The organism is Nonomuraea sp. NEAU-A123 (assembly GCF_018603905.1).
Classification (GTDB): domain Bacteria; phylum Actinomycetota; class Actinomycetes; order Streptosporangiales; family Streptosporangiaceae; genus Nonomuraea.
Genome location: NZ_JAHFZZ010000047.1, coordinates 1 through 15,080, shown reverse-complemented (window position 1 = coordinate 15,080; position 15,080 = coordinate 1). Strand labels below are relative to the sequence as shown.

The window sequence follows — 15,080 nt, the reverse complement described above, 5'->3', positions numbered from 1 at the left end:
CGTGCTGACGCGGACTCGCACCCAGGCGGTGGCGGCCTTCGACGACAGCGCGGTGAGCCGGGCGGCGGGCTCCACTGTCCGGCGCCGCTCGCGGCAGTGGACCGCCTTCGCCTTCCTCGCGCCGCTCGTCGTCTACCTGGCCGTCTTCTACGCCTATCCGCTCTACCGCAACATCGACCTCAGCGTGCACGACTACACGCCGCGCGCCTTCGTGCAGGGCAACCCGGAGTTCACCGGGCTGGACAATTACCTGGACGTCGTCTCCGACGACACGTTCCTGGCGGCCCTGCGCAACACGGCGCTGTTCACCCTGGGGTCCATCGCCGTCCAGTACGCCCTCGGCCTGGTCCTCGCGGTCTTCTTCCACCGCAACTTCCGGCTGTCCGTGGTGCTGCGGGCGATGTTCCTGGTGCCGTGGCTGCTGCCGCTGATCGTCTCCGCCTCGACCTGGTCGTGGATGCTCAACAGCGACAACGGCATCGTCAACACGGTCCTCCAGGCGTTCGGGATCGGCCAGATCAACTGGCTGACCTCCCCCGACACCTCGCTGCTGTCCGTCACGGTCGCCAACATCTGGCTCGGGATCCCCTTCAACCTGGTGATCCTCTACGCCGGGCTGCAGAACATCCCGGCCGACCTGTACGAGGCCGCCGGCCTGGACGGGGCGAACTCCTGGCAGCGGTTCTGGCGTATCACCTTCCCCCTGCTGCGCCCGGTGTCGGCGATCACCCTGCTGCTCGGCCTGATCTACACGCTCAAGGTCGTCGACATCATCTGGATCATGACGAAGGGGGGTCCGGCGGACGCGTCCACGACGCTGGCCACCTGGTCGTACCGGGAGGCGTTCGGCACCGGCCAGCCCGACTTCTCCCCGGCGGCGGCCGTCGGCAACCTGCTCATCCTCATCGCGTTCACCGCCGGACTCGCGTACGTGCGCCTGCAACGCAGGGAGGAAACGTGAAGACCTGGAAGACCGCGCTCGGTGTTGTGCTGGTGGGGTTGATGCTCTTTCCGGTCTACTGGATGTTCAACGTCTCGCTCACCAAGACGAGCGACATGCGGGCCGATCCGCCCCACTGGTTCCCCTGGAACCCCACGTTCGAGGGCTACACCGCGGCGCTCGGCCAGCAGTTGCCCGCCCTCGCCACCAGCCTCTTCATCGGCCTCGGCACCGTCGCGCTCACGCTGGTCGTGGCCCTGCCCGCCGGCTACTCGCTGGCGAAACTGCGGCCGCGCGGCGCCCGCGGGATCGACTTCGTGCTCCTCGTCGCGCAGATGATCCCCGCCGTCGTCATGGCCATGGGCTTCTACACGATCTACATCAAGCTCGGGATGCTGAACACCGTGGCGGGCCTGATCGTCGCCGACTCGACGCTGGCCGTGCCGTTCGCGGTGCTGCTCTTCCGGGCGTTCATGGCGAGCATCCCCCGCGAGCTCATGGCCGCGGCCCAGATCGACGGGGCGAGCACCTGGCGCACGTTCCGGTCCATCATCCTGCCGCTGAGCCGCAACTCGGTGATCACGGTCTCGCTCTTCGCCTTCCTGTGGGCCTGGTCGGACTTCATCTTCGCCTCGACCCTCAACCGCAACAGCGACACCATCCCGATCACCCTCGGCATCTACCGCTACATCGGCAACAACACCACGCAGTGGAACTCGATCATGGCGACCGCCGTGATCGCGTCCATCCCGGCGGCCTTCCTGCTGGTCCTCGCGCAGCGCTACATCGCCGCCGGGGTCACCGCGGGGGCCGTGAAAGACTGAACGAAAGGCCCACGACATGACCGAAGGCACGCCGGACGGCGCCTGCCCCGTGCTCCCGTCCCACGGCCGGGTACGCCCGCTCGCGCAGGTCGCCATCACCGGCGGCTTCTGGGCCACCCGCCAGGCCGTCAACGCCACGGCGACACTGGCCCACTGCGAGTCGTGGATGGAGCGCCTCGGCTGGCTGGCGAACTTCGATCGGGTCGCCGACGGGACGACCTCGCCCGACCGGCCCGGCTGGCCGTTCTCCGACTCGGAGGTCTACAAGCTCCTGGAGGCCCTGGCCTGGGAGACGGGCCGTACCGGCGATCCGGAGGCGGACATCGCGATCAAGCGGCTCACCGCGCGCGTCGCCCGGGCGCAGGACCCGGACGGATACCTCAACACCTGCTTCGGGCACGGCGCGCAGCAACCGCGCTACAGCGACCTCGAAGGCGGCCACGAGCTCTACAACCTCGGCCACCTCCTGCAGGCCGCGGTCGCGCGGCTGCGCACGGCAGGGGAGGACGACCTGGTACGGGTCGCGCGGCGGGCCGCGGACCACGTGTGCCGGACCTTCGGCGCGAACGGCCTGCCCAAGATCTGCGGGCACCCGGAGATCGAGGTCGGCCTGGCGGAGTTCGGCCGGGCCCTGGGCGAGGAGCGCTACGTCGAGCAGGCCCGCCTGTTCCTCGACCGCCGCGGGCACGGCACGCTCCGGGACATTCCGCTGGGCCGCGCCTACTTCCAGGACGACCTCCCGATCCGGGAGGCCGAGGTGTGGCGCGGCCACGCGGTCCGCGCGCTCTACCTGACCGCCGCGGCGGTGGACGTGGCCGTCGAACGCGGCGACGACGAGCTGCTGCGCGCCGTGGAACGGCAATGGGAGCGCTCGGTCGCGCGCCGGACGTACATCACGGGAGGCATGGGCTCGCGCCACCAGGACGAGGGGTTCGGCGAGGACTGGGAGCTGCCGCCGGACCGGGCCTACTGCGAGACGTGCGCGGGGGTCGCCTCGATCATGGTCTCGTGGCGGCTCTACCTGGCCACCGCCGACGTCCGCTACACCGACCTGATCGAGCGCACGCTCTACAACATCATCGCGACCTCCCCGAGTCCCGACGGCCGGGCCTTCTTCTACGCCAACCCCCTGCACCAGCGGGTCCCGGGCAAACCGGCGGACGAGACCGAGGTGAGCCCGCGTGCCGAGGGGGGCAGCCGGGCCGCCTGGTTCGACGTCTCCTGCTGCCCCACCAACGTCGCGCGGACGCTGGCGAGCCTCGGCGGCTACCTCGCCACCGCGGACGACGACGGCCTCCAGATCCACCAGTACGCGCCGTGCGCCATCAGCACCGAACTGCCCGACGGCAGGCGGGTGGCCGTGGACGTCGAGACCGGCTACCCCGAGACCGGGACCATCCGCGTCCGGATAGCGGCCGACGAGCCGTCGCCGTGGACGCTCGCGCTGCGGGTTCCGGCATGGGCGGCCGGAGCCACACTGATCACCGACGGGTGGGCCCAGCCCGTCGAGCCCGGCATGGTCGAGGTGCGGCGCGCCTTCCGCGTGGGCGACGTCATCACCCTCGAACTGCCGATGGCGCCGCGCTTCACCTGGCCGGACCCCCGCATCGACGCCGTGCGCGGCTGCGTCGCCGTCGAGCGCGGCCCGGAGGTGCTGTGCGTCGAGTCCCGCGACCTCCCGCACCCCGGCGGGCTCGACGCCCTGGCGATCGACCCCCTGTCCGGCCCGCGTACGGACGCCGGCGGCGTCCAGGTCCGCGGCCGGCTGCCCGGGCACCCCGACCGGACCTGGCCCTATCCCTCCGCCACCGATTCCGTTGACGCCACCGAATGGTTCGACGTGCCGCTGCGGCCCTACCACTCATGGGCTCATCGCGGCCCGTCGAGCATGCGCATCTGGTTGCCCGCATCCCTACCCCCCGAAGGAGAGCAACGTGCGTAAACCCCTCTTAGCCATGATCACCGCGGCCGCGACCCTGGCGACCTTCGCGCCCCCGGCCGCGGCGGCGGGCGCGACGCTGACCGTCAACGTCGCCCAGCCGTTCCGGCCGGTCACCCACGTCGCCACGGGCGGCCTGTACGGCCTCGCGGAGAACGGCAGGCCGGCCGACTCCACCCTGCTACCGATCAAGGTGAACTCGCTGACCCAGCCCGCGCCCGGCGTGGGCCAGCGCCCCAATGGCCAGCCGCCCGGCGGCGACTCCCTGCTGGTGGCCCCGCAGGCCACCCGCGTCGGCGCGGGCGAGTTCATCCGAATGTCCGACATCTACCCGGACTTCCCCTATCGGTGGGTGAGCTGGAACGACTGGCTGGCCAAGGTGAACACCATGGTCAACGCCCGGCTCTCGGCCTCCACGGTCACGAACGTGATCGGCTGGGAGCTCTGGAACGAACCCGACTGGACCTGGAACACCGCCGCCGCGGGCAGCTTCAACGACGGCTGGGTACGCACTTTCCAGGCGGTGCGCGCGCTCGACGCGACGACGCCGATCGTCGGCCCCAGCACCGCCACGTACAACCGCTCCTGGATGCAGTCGTTCCTGACCCGGGCCAGGGACACCGGCACGCTGCCCGACATCATCTGCTGGCACGAGCTGGTCAACCCCGACCGGATCGCCGCCGACCTCGCCGACTACCGGAACCTGGAGTCCTCGCTGGGCATCAGCCCGCGCCGCGTCTCCATCAACGAGTACGCCGCCACCAGCGAGGTGGACGTCCCCGGCCGGATCGCCAGCTACGTGGCCAAGTTCGAGCGCGGCGGCGTGGAGTCCGCGCACCGGGCCTTCTGGTACGAGTACGGCACCATGAACGGCCTGGTCGTCAACAACAACCAGCCCACCGGCACCTGGTGGCTGTACAAGTGGTACGGCGACATGGCCGGCACCATGGTCACGACGACGCCGGCCACGCAGACCGGCCTGGACGGATTCGCCGCCTACGACGGCACCCGCAAGATCGTCAACGTGGTGTTCGGCAACGAGGCGGGCACCAACACCGTCAACCTGACCGGCATCGGCGCGCTGGGCTCCAGCGTCCGCGTCACGCTGCTGTCCACCCCGTCCAGCGGCCGCTTCACCGCCGTGACCGCGCCCACCACGATCTCCACGACGACCCGGACGGTCAGCGGCGGGCAGCTCAGCGTGTCGGTGCCCAACATGGCCGTCACCAGCGCCTACCAGCTCATCGTCGAACCGGCCAGCGGAGTGCCCGCCTACCAGCAGCGGTACGAGGCCGAGAACGCCTCGGTGTTCCGCGCCCAGCGGCTGAGCGCCTCCAGCGCGTCGGGCGGCGGTTACGTGGGCCGGATCGACAACTCGGGCACACCGCGTACCGACAGCTACGTCGACTTTGTGGTGAACGTGCCGGCCGCCCGCGCGTACACGATGACCATCGGCTACGCCAACGCCACCGGCGCGACCGCCACCCAGGGCCTGGCCTACAACGGCGGGGCCTGGAGCACGGTCAGTTACCCGCCCACCCCGGCGTGGGGCCAGTTCGGCGCCACGATCGGCACCACCGTCACGCTCGCGGCCGGTTACAACGTGATCCGCCTGGCCAAGGGCTCGCCGTACTTCGCGGGCGGCACCGGATACGCCGAACTGGACTACATCCAGCTCACCTGACGGCAGTCTCAGCCGTTGACGAAGGTGAGGCTGGTCGCGTCGTAGCGGGTGCCCGCGACCTGCTCGGGCGGGGCGGCGGCCTCGATGGCGGCAAGGTCCTCGGTGGACAGCTCGACGGTCAGGGCCGCGAGGTTCTCCTCCAGGTACCGCTGCCGCCGGGTGCCGGGGATCGGCACCACGTCGTCGCCTCGGTGCTGTACCCAGGCCAGAGCGAGCTGGCCGGCGGTGACTCCCTTCGCCGCCGCCAGCTCGTTAAGCTTCGCGACGATCGCCAGGTTCCGTGCAAGATTGCCGTCGGCGAAACGCGGCTGGCTGCGCCGCATGTCCGTCTCCGCCAGCCCCTCGACCGAGCTGTACCGGCCGGTCAGGAAGCCGCGCCCGAGCGGGGAGAACGGGACCAGGCCGATGCCGAGCTCGCGGCAGACCGGGGCGATCTCCGCCTCCAGGTCGCGGGTCCACAGCGACCACTCGCTCTGCAGCGCGGCGATCGGGTGCACCGCGTGCGCCCGGCGAATGGTCGGCGCGCCGGCCTCGGACAGCCCGAGATGACGGACCTTCCCCGCCCGCACCAGCTCGGCCATGGCGCCGACGGTCTCCTCGATCGGCACCTGCGGATCGACCCGGTGCTGGTAGTAGAGGTCGATGTGGTCGACCCCGAACCGGCGCAGCGACGCCTCGCACGCCTGCCGCACGTAGGCGGCGTCGCCGCGGATCCGGGTGGGCTCGCCCAGGCGGTTGGCGAAGCCGAACTTCGTGGCCAGCACCACCTCGTCGCGGCGTCCGGCGATGGCCTGTCCGATGAGCTGCTCGTTGTGCCCGGCGCCGTAGAAGTCGGCGGTGTCGAGGAGGGTCACCCCGAGGTCGAGGGCGTGGCGCAGCGTCGCGATCGACTGCGCGTCGTCCGCGGCGCCGTAGCCGTGGCTCATGCCCATGCATCCCAGGCCCTGCGCGGAGACCGCGAGTTCGCCTAGGTGCCGGATGGGGATGTCGGTCATGCTTCTTACCTCCTGGACTCGTCTGTTCGTGACGCTAGGGGTTAGAGCGCGCTCCAAGTCAACGGACCGATCAGGAATCGAGAAGCGCGCACCCCCGAGCCGCACCTAGCGTGGTTGCCACGGACATCACGACCACGACATCAGGAGTGACCATGACCGACTCTGCCACCCAGGGAATCAAGACCGTGCTGCATCCCGTCTCCGACCTGGCGGCGGCCAAAGAGGTGTACGCCGCGCTGCTCGGCGTGCAGCCGCAGACCGACGGGCCCTACTACGTCGGCTTCGAGGCCGCGGGCCAGCACATCGGGCTGGTGCCGGGCGGTGGACCGCAGGGCATGACCTCGCCGGTGGCCTACTGGCACGTGCCGGACATCGAGGCCAAGCTGGCCGAGGTGACCGCGGCGGGTGCCACCGTGAAGGAGCCCGCGCACGACGTCGGTGGCGGCCGCCTGGTGGCCACCGTCACCGACCCCGACGGGAACGTCCTTGGGCTGCTCCAGGACCAATGATCCGAGGCCAGAGGCTTCAGGGGCGAAGCGGACGTACTGCTCGAAGCTGGTTAGATCGACCCAGACGACGTCGTGACGGCGGCCCCCGCGTAACAGATATGGAGACACGATGAGCACGACCACGAGGACGGACACGCAGTCGCCTGCGCCGCACATCGCCGACAGTCACGACTTGATCCGCGTGCACGGCGCGCGCGTGAACAACCTCAAGGACGTCAGCGTCGAGATCCCCAAGCGCCGGCTGACGGTGTTCACCGGCGTCTCCGGCTCGGGCAAGAGCTCGCTGGTGTTCGGCACGATCGCCGCGGAGTCGCAGCGGCTGATCAACGAGACGTACAGCGCTTTCGTGCAGGGCTTCATGCCGACGCTGGCGCGGCCCGAGGTCGACGTCCTCGAAGGCTTGACCACCGCGATCCTCGTCGACCAGGAGCGAATGGGGGCCAACGTCCGCTCCACGGTCGGCACCGCCACCGACGCCAACGCGATGCTGCGCATCCTCTTCAGCCGGCTCGGGCAGCCGCACATCGGCTCGCCCAACGCGTACTCCTTCAACGTCCCCTCGGTGCGGGCCAGCGGCGGGATCACCATCGAGCGCGGCGACGGCAAGACGAAGACCGAGAAGGCCACCTTCAACCGGCTCGGCGGCATGTGCCCGCGCTGCGAGGGCATGGGCTCGGTCACCGACTTCGACCTGACCGCGCTGTACGACGACAGCTTGTCCCTCAACGAGGGCGCGCTCACGATCCCCGGCTACAGCATGGACGGCTGGTACGGCCGCATCTACCGCGGCAGCGGCTTCTTCGACCCGGACAAGCCGCTCCGCAAGTACACCAAGCAGGAACTGTACGACCTGCTCCACAAGGAGCCGACCAAGATCAAGGTCGACGGGATCAACCTGACGTACGAGGGGCTGATCCCGAAGATCCAGAAGTCGATCCTGTCGAAGGACGTCGACGCGCTGCAGCCGCACATCCGCGCTTTCGTGGAGCGGGCGGTGACGTTCACGACCTGCCCCGAGTGCGAGGGCACCCGGCTCGCCGAGACGGCCCGGTCGTCGAAGATCAAGGGGATCAACATCGCGGACGCCTGCGCGATGCAGATCAGCGACCTGGCCGAATGGGTCCTCGGCCTCGACGAGCCATCGGTGGCGCCGCTGCTCGTGACGCTGCAGCGGACTCTCGGCTCGTTCGTGGAGATCGGGCTCGGCTACCTCTCGCTCGAACGGCCGGCGGGCACGCTGTCGGGCGGCGAGGCGCAGCGCGTCAAGATGATCCGCCACCTCGGCTCCTCGCTCACCGACACGACTTATGTCTTCGACGAGCCCACTGCGGGCCTGCACCCGCATGACATCCAGCGGATGAACGACCTGCTGCTGCGGCTGCGGGACAAGGGCAACACGGTGCTCGTCGTGGAGCACAAGCCGGAGACGATCGGGATCGCCGACCACGTCGTCGACCTCGGCCCCGGCGCCGGCACGGGGGGTGGCACCGTCTGCTACGAGGGCACCGTCGAGGGCCTGCGAGCCAGCGGCACCATCACCGGCCGCCATTTCGACGACCGCGCCGCCCTCAAGGAGACGGTGCGGAAGTCCACCGGCACGCTGGACATCCGCGGCGCCACCGCCAACAACCTGCGCGACGTCGACGTCGACATCCCGCTCGGGGTGCTGGTCGTCGTCACCGGGGTCGCCGGCTCGGGCAAGAGCTCGCTGATCCACGGATCGATCCCCGGCGGCGCGGGTGTGGTGTCGGTCGACCAGGGCGCGATCCGCGGCTCGCGACGGAGCAACCCGGCGACCTACACCGGGCTGCTCGACCCGATCCGCAAGGCGTTCGCGAAGGCCAACGGGGTGAAGCCGGCGCTGTTCAGCGCCAACTCCGAGGGCGCCTGCCCCACCTGCAACGGCGCCGGCGTCATCTACACCGACCTGGCGATGATGGCCGGCGTGGCCAGCACCTGCGAGGAGTGCGAGGGGAAGCGGTTTCAGGCATCGGTGCTGGAATACCACCTCGGTGGCCGTGACATCAGTGAGGTGCTCGCGATGTCGGTGAGCGAGGCCGGGGAGTTCTTCGGCGCCGGCGAGGCGCGCACGCCGGCCGCGCACACCATCCTCGGCCGGCTCGCCGACGTCGGGCTCGGCTATCTCAGCCTCGGCCAGCCGCTGACCACGCTGTCCGGCGGCGAGCGGCAGCGCCTCAAGCTGGCCACCCACATGGCGGCCAAGGGCGGCGTCTACGTCCTGGACGAGCCGACCACCGGCCTGCACCTGGCCGACGTCGAGCAACTGCTCGGCCTGCTCGACCGGCTCGTCGACGCCGGCAAGTCGGTCATCGTCATCGAACACCACCAGGCGGTCATGGCACACGCCGACTGGATCATCGACCTGGGCCCTGGCGCCGGCCACGACGGCGGCCGGATCGTCTTCGAAGGCACCCCCGCCGACCTCGTCGCCGCTCGCTCCACCCTCACCGGCGAGCACCTCGCGGCCTATGTCGGCATCTGACCGATTTAGCTGAGCTGCTGGGACACGTCCCGTGAACCGGGAACGGGGCGTGTTCGGCATTCGTGGCAGGGTAGGAGCTCACTGCCCCCGGGGCTGGTTGAAGCGCAGCATGTTGCCGGAGGGATCGCGGAAGGCGCAGTCGCGGACGCCGTACGGCTGGTCGATCGGCTCCTGCAGCACCTCGGCACCCGCGGCGCTGATGCGTTCGAAGGTGGCGTCGCAGTCGTCGGTCCTGAAGATGACACCGCGCAGCAGGCCCTTCGCCAGGAGTTCGGCCATGGCCCGTTTGTCGGCGGGGGAGGCGTTCGGGTTCGCGACGGGCGGTTCGAGGACGATGTCCACGTCGGGCTGCGACGGCGCCCCGACGGTCACCCAGCGCATCCCCTCGAACCCGACATCGTTGCGCACCTCGAGGCCGAGAACGTCCCGGTAAAAGGCGAGCGCCTTGTCATGGTCGTCGACTGCGACGAAGCACTGTGAAAGCTTGATGTCCATGCGTTTCACGATAGGGAGCGGGGAGCGGGTTTCGTTTCTCCATTTCTGACCGGTCGCGTGTGGATCTTGGCGACGCATGCCGGGATGGCGGCGCCCGCGTCATGGGGGCGGCCCCGGTATGAGCTCGGGCTCTCGCCGACCAGCTCGGTGAACCGCGAGCTGAACGACCCCAGCGATGTACATCCGACCGCGAAGCAGACCTCCGTCACCGTCAGGTCACCCCGCCGCAGCAGCGCCTTGGCCCGCTCGATCCGGCGGGTCATCAGGTAGCTGTACGGCGTCTCGCCGAAGGCGGCGCGGAAGCTGCGGGAGAAATGGCCTGGCGACATGAAGGCGCCGCGCGCCAGCGCTGGAACGTCGAGCGGCTTCGCGTAGTCGCGGTCCATCATGTCACGGGCCCGGCGCAGCCGTACGAGGTCCTCCAACGTCACGCGACCAGCATCCCACAGCGCTCCGAAGACGTTGGGCTCGGCTGAGCGCGCGGTCTGATTATGATCAAGAGGCCAGACCGTGGGTCTGACGCGTCGGCAGCCGTGTGCGCCCCAAGCGCGTCGGCGGTTGTCAGAGTCGACGCCTTGATCGGCGAGAGGGTGGCGGCGGGACATGCGGGTGACGATGACGAGCACCGCGGCACGGACCGGCCGGGCGAACGAGGACTTCACCGGTGCCGTGCCGACGGCGGCGGTGCTGATCGACGGCGCCGGCATCCCTGGCGCCGAGTCGATCTGCCGGCACGGCGTGGCCTGGTACGCCAGGCGTCTGGGAGGCAGCCTCCTCAGCCTCTTGTCACTCGTGCGGGACCGCAGTCTTCCGGCGCTGCTCGCCGAGGCCATCGAGCAAGTGACGGACGATCACCGGGACACCTGCGACGTCGCCGACCCCATCAGTCCGTCGGCGACCGTGGCCATGCTGCGCCTGTCGGACGGCTTTGTCGAGCACCTGGTGCTCGGTGACTCGTTCCTCGTGCTCGACAGAGCGGACGGTGCGCCGCTCGTCGTCTCCGATCCCCGGGAGGTGATCATCAGCCGGTCGTACCAGCCCGCGATCGAGGCCGCCGCCAAGGGCAGCGAGGAGTACCACCGACTCCTGCGGGACCTGCGCGCCAACCGGAACCAGCCGGGCGGCTTCTGGCTGGCCAAGGACGACCCGCGGGCGGCGGACGAGGCGATCACCGGAAGCTGCCCGATCTCCGAGCTGACCGGTGCCGTCCTGCTCAGCAACGGAGCCAGCCGCATCGTGGACCGGTTCCGGCTCGCCGACTGGCCAGGGGTCATGGCCGTCCTGGCGTCGAGCGGACCCGCCGAAATCATCCGTCGGGTCCGGCAGGCGGAGGCGCGCCACGCGGTGGCGGCGGACGATGCGACGATCGCCCACTGCACCGACCTCGGCGAGGCATGACCGGCTTGTGAGGCTTCATCAGTCGTCTTCGTCGCTGGTCATGGCCGCCTCGAACGCCTGCAGAGTTTGGACGAACATCTGCCGCTGTTCAGGGGCCAGCGGACTCAGTGCCTGACGCCAGGCATGCGCTCCCCGTGCCAGCCAGCCGTCGATGGAGGGTCGTTTGCTCTCGGTGATGCTGATGATGCGCCGACGCCGGTCCGATTCGTCCTCGCGCCGCTCCAGGATGCCCTTCCGGCTCAGCTCGCCGACCATGAGGCTGACGGTGGTCGGGGCGACCTCCAAGCGGGCGGCCAGCTCGTTCACGGTCATCGGGCCGTCGAACAGCAGATAGGACAGCAGCGACAGGTGCCGCGGCGCCAGCGCGAGCGACTGGAGCTCTTCGGGCACCCGGATCCGCTTCGCCCGCCCGACCATGCGGGGCATGAGCAGCAGCAGCGCCCTGATCGCCTCGTCGACTCCCGGCTCGGGTCGGCGATCCTGGCCCTCGGTTGACATCAATCGTCCTTCCATTTAGCTTTGGTGGCAAATATAATTATCTTGCAAAGCAAAACTGGCTTTCATAGTAACGAGCTGTGATGCCGCACTTCGAGGTACGGATCCACGAAGAGGAGCTTGACGGAAAAGTCGAGCCGAAACTCGTCGGTGCCCTGACCGACGCGCTGGTCAAGGTGTTCGGGGAGCGGACACGTTCCATGGCGGCCGTCGAGCTGTTCGGCTGATCACGTCCATCACCGATGTTGTGGTCGAGGTTCCGGCGTCGGCGGCGAAGTCGATCCGCCCCCGGCCGGCTGAGCATCACCTTCGCGTGGAGCCACTTTCGCCGTCCTTCAGGCGCTTGCGGAGTTCCAGATAATCCGCGCCGTCACCAGTGATCTCCACGTAGTTCTTCAGGTCGAATTCATGGGGATCACTCGCGTGGTCGTCCACTATGGCGTTGAGGCCGCGTACCTCGTCCTTGGGTTTGATGAAGCCCATCGCGTCGAGCCGGTCGAGTTCGAGCTGGAGTTTCCGGTCCTCGCGGAATCTGACCATCACCATCGGCTGTTCCATCAGCCGCCGCAGGTGATCCCACTCGTATTTGGTCACCAAACCGGTCAGCGCGATCCGTAACGCGCTCACTTCGGCTTCGAGTGAGTTCTGGCGCTTTTCGTACTGGGCGAGTCTCGCGCTGAATCCGCCCGGTCCGATCGTGAAATCGGTGACGGAGTAGGAGGAGGCCGAGAAACTCGCGCCGACGAGCAACGTGATGGCCAGCACGATCTCGGGAAGCTCCAGCCGGTCACTACTGTCCACCAGCCCGAAGGGGATCAACACCAGATAGGCGAGATACGCGATCACCAGCAGGACCGCGCAGGCCGCGCTCGCCCGGAGAAAGGCCACGCTCGCCGTCCTTTGACGTGCTGGTCGCGAGCCGTCGTCGTCCTGGCCTCTGCTGGGGTTCGTGGTGGCCATGCCGTTCCCCTTCCTTCAGGCATCGAACCGCGCAGGTGCGCCAGTGGTGCGGCGACCGGAGACGTATGGGTGGTGTTCAACCATCATCGATCACGTGTGGTCGCCGATCCAGCCGAAACCGGTTGGCCGAGCTCAGGGTGTCTGTGGGACGGTGTCGAGGTGGTCAAGCAACTCCCGTACACCGTGGACGAGGCGATCGCCGCCGAGCAGGCGGGCCAGACCCTGCGCTATCTGTTCTTCTGGGGACATCGGCCCAGCCATGATGAGAGCGTCGGTCCCGGGTGCCTGTCGCAGTGGTGGCCGGTCTCCTTCACCGAGGACGGGCACGTCTTCGCCTCGGCCGAGCACTACATGATGGCGCACAAAGCTTGGCTGTTCGACGACCACGCCACCGCCGCCCAGATCCTCGGCGCGGGTCACCCGGGGGAGGCCAAGGCGCTCGGCCGGACCGTGGGCGGCTTCGACGAAGCGGTCTGGGATGCTCGCCGGTTCGACATCGTGGTCCGCGGCAATTCCGCCAAGTTCGGGCAGCACCCCGAACTACGCGAGTTCCTGCTGGCCACCCGAAACCGGGTCCTGGTCGAGGCCAGCCCGGTGGACCGCGTCTGGGGCATCGGCCTGACCGCCCACGACGAGCGCGCCGCCTCCCCGACAACCTGGCGGGGCCTGAACCTGCTGGGCTTCGCCCTGATGGCCACCCGCGACGCGCTGGAGGCGGCCCCGTGAGCTTTGACACCTAGGCCTGCTCGCGATCTTCCGTACGGCCCTACTCGCTGAGAGCGGCGGTCAGGTCGAGCTCGACCAGTTGCCCGGTGAATCCGAGCGCGGCAACCCCCAGCAACGTGCTCGCGGTGGTGAAGGCGGGGGCGAGGGGCGAGTCGAGCAAGCGCTGCCATACCCCGGCGAGCACGGCGGTGTCCTGACTCACTACGTAGATGACCGAGCGGACCACTTGTTCCGGGCGGGCGTTCACGGCCGCGAGCGCGATCAGGGCGTTGGTGATGATCTGGTCCACTTGGGCGTCCACATCCCCGCCGCCGACCAGGGCGCCGGTCGCGTCCAGCGGACACTGCCCGGAAAGGAACGCCAGCCTCCTGGCCTCGACCACGGTGACGTGACTGTAGCCGGGAGTCTTGTGCAGTCCGTCGGGGTTCATACGGATGATCGTCATGCAGCGAGTATGGCTATTTTGTCGGACCGTCGGCTCACACTCGCCATTACGTCACCCATTCAGGAGGAACCCATGGCGAGGGGATCCAGGCGGGGAACCGGTAGGAGAAAACCACGGAGAAAAGCACGGAGCAGACAGGACATATGGGTCCTGGGGGCTGTGGGTGTGGTCATCGCAGGGGCGGTCGTGGTGCAGCTCGTCCGCGAATACCCGGGGTGGGCGGCGGTCATCGCCTGCCTGGCCCTGGCGGTGCTCGGCGGTGGGCTGCTCCTCAGATACCGGGTCATCGAGGCACGGAGACGGCAGTTCCTGGCGGCCAACGTCGAGTTGGAGAAGGTCGACCGGATGTCCGGATCGCAGTTCGAACACCTGGTCGCCGAGCGGATGATCGCCGACGGCTTCCGCCAGGTCCGGGAACGTGGCCGCAGCGGCGACGGCGGGGTGGACATCACCGCCATCGCTTCGGGACGCGGGAAGTACGCCGTCCAGTGCAAACGCTACAGCAAGACAGTGGGTGCGCCCGAGGTCCGCAACTTCCTGGGAGCGCTCGCCAACACCTTCGCCGGGCACACCGGAGTCCTGGTCACCTCGGGGCGGCTGACCCGGCAGGCCCGGCTGGAAGCGCTCGGCGCCCGGGAGCCGTTGATCCTGGTCGAACGCGATCGGCTGGCGGACTGGCTGCTGGGCACGGTCTCGCTCCTGCCCGCACGGCCGGCCGGGATCCTGATCGAAGGAGAGGAGCCCGCAGGCTGATCCCGCGCCAGTTCGTACGGGCCCGTCGGAAAGGGTTCGCCCCTCAATAGTCAAGGGGGTAAACAATTCCGCTGGTTACGGATTCGGTCGGCGCGGATATTGGGTCGAAAGGGAATTTAGGGAATGGCATGATATTCGGGTGACGGGCATTATGTATCGCTTCCGGCAGCTCATCGGACGTAACGGCATGCCCGATGAGCCGATCGTGGACTCGATTCATCGGCTGACACACAGGTTGAATTCGTAGAGTCGGTCATGGCTTTGTCGGGGTATCGAGGGTGAGTCCAGTCTGGGCCAGGCAGCCGGTGAGCAGGTGGGGCCGGTATTGGATCTTCTTCAGCTTGCGTTTGACGATCCGGACGAGACCGGCCAGGTCGGTGACAGCGAAGTTGGTCATGGCCCGGCGGAGCAGAG

Annotated in this window: 16 protein-coding genes; 10 read left to right on the top strand and 6 right to left on the bottom strand. The window is 68.8% G+C overall.

Going from position 1 to position 15,080, the window contains the following annotated elements; genetic code table 11:
• The first annotated feature begins 1 nt into the window (after window position 1).
• Genes KLK06_RS58400 through KLK06_RS58385 form a run of 4 tightly spaced genes read left to right on the top strand, consistent with a single transcriptional unit; the run spans window position 2 to window position 5,387 of the window.
• Window positions 2–961: a sugar ABC transporter permease gene (locus KLK06_RS58400; protein ID WP_308169048.1), complete on the top strand. Its 960-nt coding sequence runs from the start codon at window positions 2–4 to the stop codon at window positions 959–961.
• Complete coding sequence (locus tag KLK06_RS58395; RefSeq protein WP_308169047.1) at window positions 958–1,764, top strand: carbohydrate ABC transporter permease; 807 nt, start codon at window positions 958–960, stop codon at window positions 1,762–1,764. Before KLK06_RS58400 ends, KLK06_RS58395 begins: the two co-directional genes overlap by 4 nt.
• Window positions 1,765–1,780: 16 nt before the next feature.
• On the top strand, window positions 1,781–3,706 hold the full coding sequence (locus tag KLK06_RS58390; RefSeq protein WP_214644554.1) for a glycoside hydrolase family 127 protein: 1,926 nt from the start codon (window positions 1,781–1,783) through the stop codon (window positions 3,704–3,706).
• Entirely contained in the window at window positions 3,699–5,387 is a 1,689-nt protein-coding gene (locus KLK06_RS58385; protein ID WP_308169046.1) for a CBM35 domain-containing protein, read from the top strand. Before KLK06_RS58390 ends, KLK06_RS58385 begins: the two co-directional genes overlap by 8 nt.
• An 8-nt stretch (window positions 5,388–5,395) precedes the next feature.
• Here the strand turns inward: KLK06_RS58385 and KLK06_RS58380 are convergent, their stop codons facing one another.
• Window positions 5,396–6,382 (bottom strand): aldo/keto reductase, encoded by a 987-nt coding sequence (locus tag KLK06_RS58380; RefSeq protein ID WP_250907709.1) that lies wholly within the window; start codon window positions 6,380–6,382, stop codon window positions 5,396–5,398.
• A 152-nt stretch (window positions 6,383–6,534) separates the two neighbouring features.
• Between KLK06_RS58380 and KLK06_RS58375 the strand changes: the two genes are divergently transcribed.
• Window positions 6,535–6,891: a VOC family protein gene (locus KLK06_RS58375; RefSeq protein ID WP_214644553.1), complete on the top strand. Its 357-nt coding sequence runs from the start codon at window positions 6,535–6,537 to the stop codon at window positions 6,889–6,891.
• A 109-nt stretch (window positions 6,892–7,000) separates the two neighbouring features.
• Window positions 7,001–9,394 (top strand): excinuclease ABC subunit UvrA, encoded by a 2,394-nt coding sequence (locus KLK06_RS58370; RefSeq protein ID WP_214644552.1) that lies wholly within the window; start codon window positions 7,001–7,003, stop codon window positions 9,392–9,394.
• A gap of 78 nt (window positions 9,395–9,472) precedes the next feature.
• Here the strand turns inward: KLK06_RS58370 and KLK06_RS58365 are convergent, their stop codons facing one another.
• Window positions 9,473–9,889, bottom strand: coding sequence for a VOC family protein (locus KLK06_RS58365; RefSeq protein ID WP_214644551.1), 417 nt, complete (start codon window positions 9,887–9,889; stop codon window positions 9,473–9,475).
• 5 nt (window positions 9,890–9,894) lie between these two features.
• On the bottom strand, window positions 9,895–10,275 hold the full coding sequence (locus KLK06_RS58360) for a helix-turn-helix transcriptional regulator (RefSeq protein ID WP_250907716.1): 381 nt from the start codon (window positions 10,273–10,275) through the stop codon (window positions 9,895–9,897).
• Between the two features lie 217 nt (window positions 10,276–10,492).
• Between KLK06_RS58360 and KLK06_RS58355 the strand changes: the two genes are divergently transcribed.
• The gene (locus tag KLK06_RS58355) at window positions 10,493–11,287 is read left to right on the top strand and encodes a protein phosphatase 2C domain-containing protein (RefSeq protein ID WP_214644549.1); all 795 of its coding nucleotides are present in this window, start codon (window positions 10,493–10,495) and stop codon (window positions 11,285–11,287) included.
• A gap of 18 nt (window positions 11,288–11,305) precedes the next feature.
• Here the strand turns inward: KLK06_RS58355 and KLK06_RS58350 are convergent, their stop codons facing one another.
• On the bottom strand, window positions 11,306–11,785 hold the full coding sequence (locus KLK06_RS58350; protein ID WP_214644548.1) for a MarR family winged helix-turn-helix transcriptional regulator: 480 nt from the start codon (window positions 11,783–11,785) through the stop codon (window positions 11,306–11,308).
• Between the two features lie 80 nt (window positions 11,786–11,865).
• Here KLK06_RS58350 and KLK06_RS58345 point away from each other — a divergent pair, with 80 nt between their 5' ends.
• Window positions 11,866–12,009 carry a hypothetical protein gene (locus tag KLK06_RS58345; protein WP_214644547.1) on the top strand — a complete coding sequence of 48 codons (144 nt, stop codon included), beginning with the start codon at window positions 11,866–11,868 and terminating at the stop codon, window positions 12,007–12,009.
• Window positions 12,010–12,085: 76 nt separating this feature from the next.
• Here the strand turns inward: KLK06_RS58345 and KLK06_RS58340 are convergent, their stop codons facing one another.
• Entirely contained in the window at window positions 12,086–12,742 is a 657-nt protein-coding gene (locus KLK06_RS58340; RefSeq protein WP_214644546.1) for a hypothetical protein, read from the bottom strand.
• A gap of 159 nt (window positions 12,743–12,901) precedes the next feature.
• Here KLK06_RS58340 and KLK06_RS58335 point away from each other — a divergent pair, with 159 nt between their 5' ends.
• Window positions 12,902–13,468 carry an NADAR family protein gene (locus KLK06_RS58335; protein ID WP_214644545.1) on the top strand — a complete coding sequence of 189 codons (567 nt, stop codon included), beginning with the start codon at window positions 12,902–12,904 and terminating at the stop codon, window positions 13,466–13,468.
• A gap of 40 nt (window positions 13,469–13,508) precedes the next feature.
• Here the strand turns inward: KLK06_RS58335 and KLK06_RS58330 are convergent, their stop codons facing one another.
• A complete protein-coding gene (locus tag KLK06_RS58330; RefSeq protein WP_250907708.1) occupies window positions 13,509–13,913 on the bottom strand; it encodes a RidA family protein in 405 nt (134 codons plus the stop codon).
• Window positions 13,914–14,072: 159 nt separating this feature from the next.
• Between KLK06_RS58330 and KLK06_RS61215 the strand changes: the two genes are divergently transcribed.
• Window positions 14,073–14,666: a restriction endonuclease gene (locus KLK06_RS61215; RefSeq protein WP_214644544.1), complete on the top strand. Its 594-nt coding sequence runs from the start codon at window positions 14,073–14,075 to the stop codon at window positions 14,664–14,666.
• Window positions 14,667–15,080: the final 414 nt, after the last annotated feature.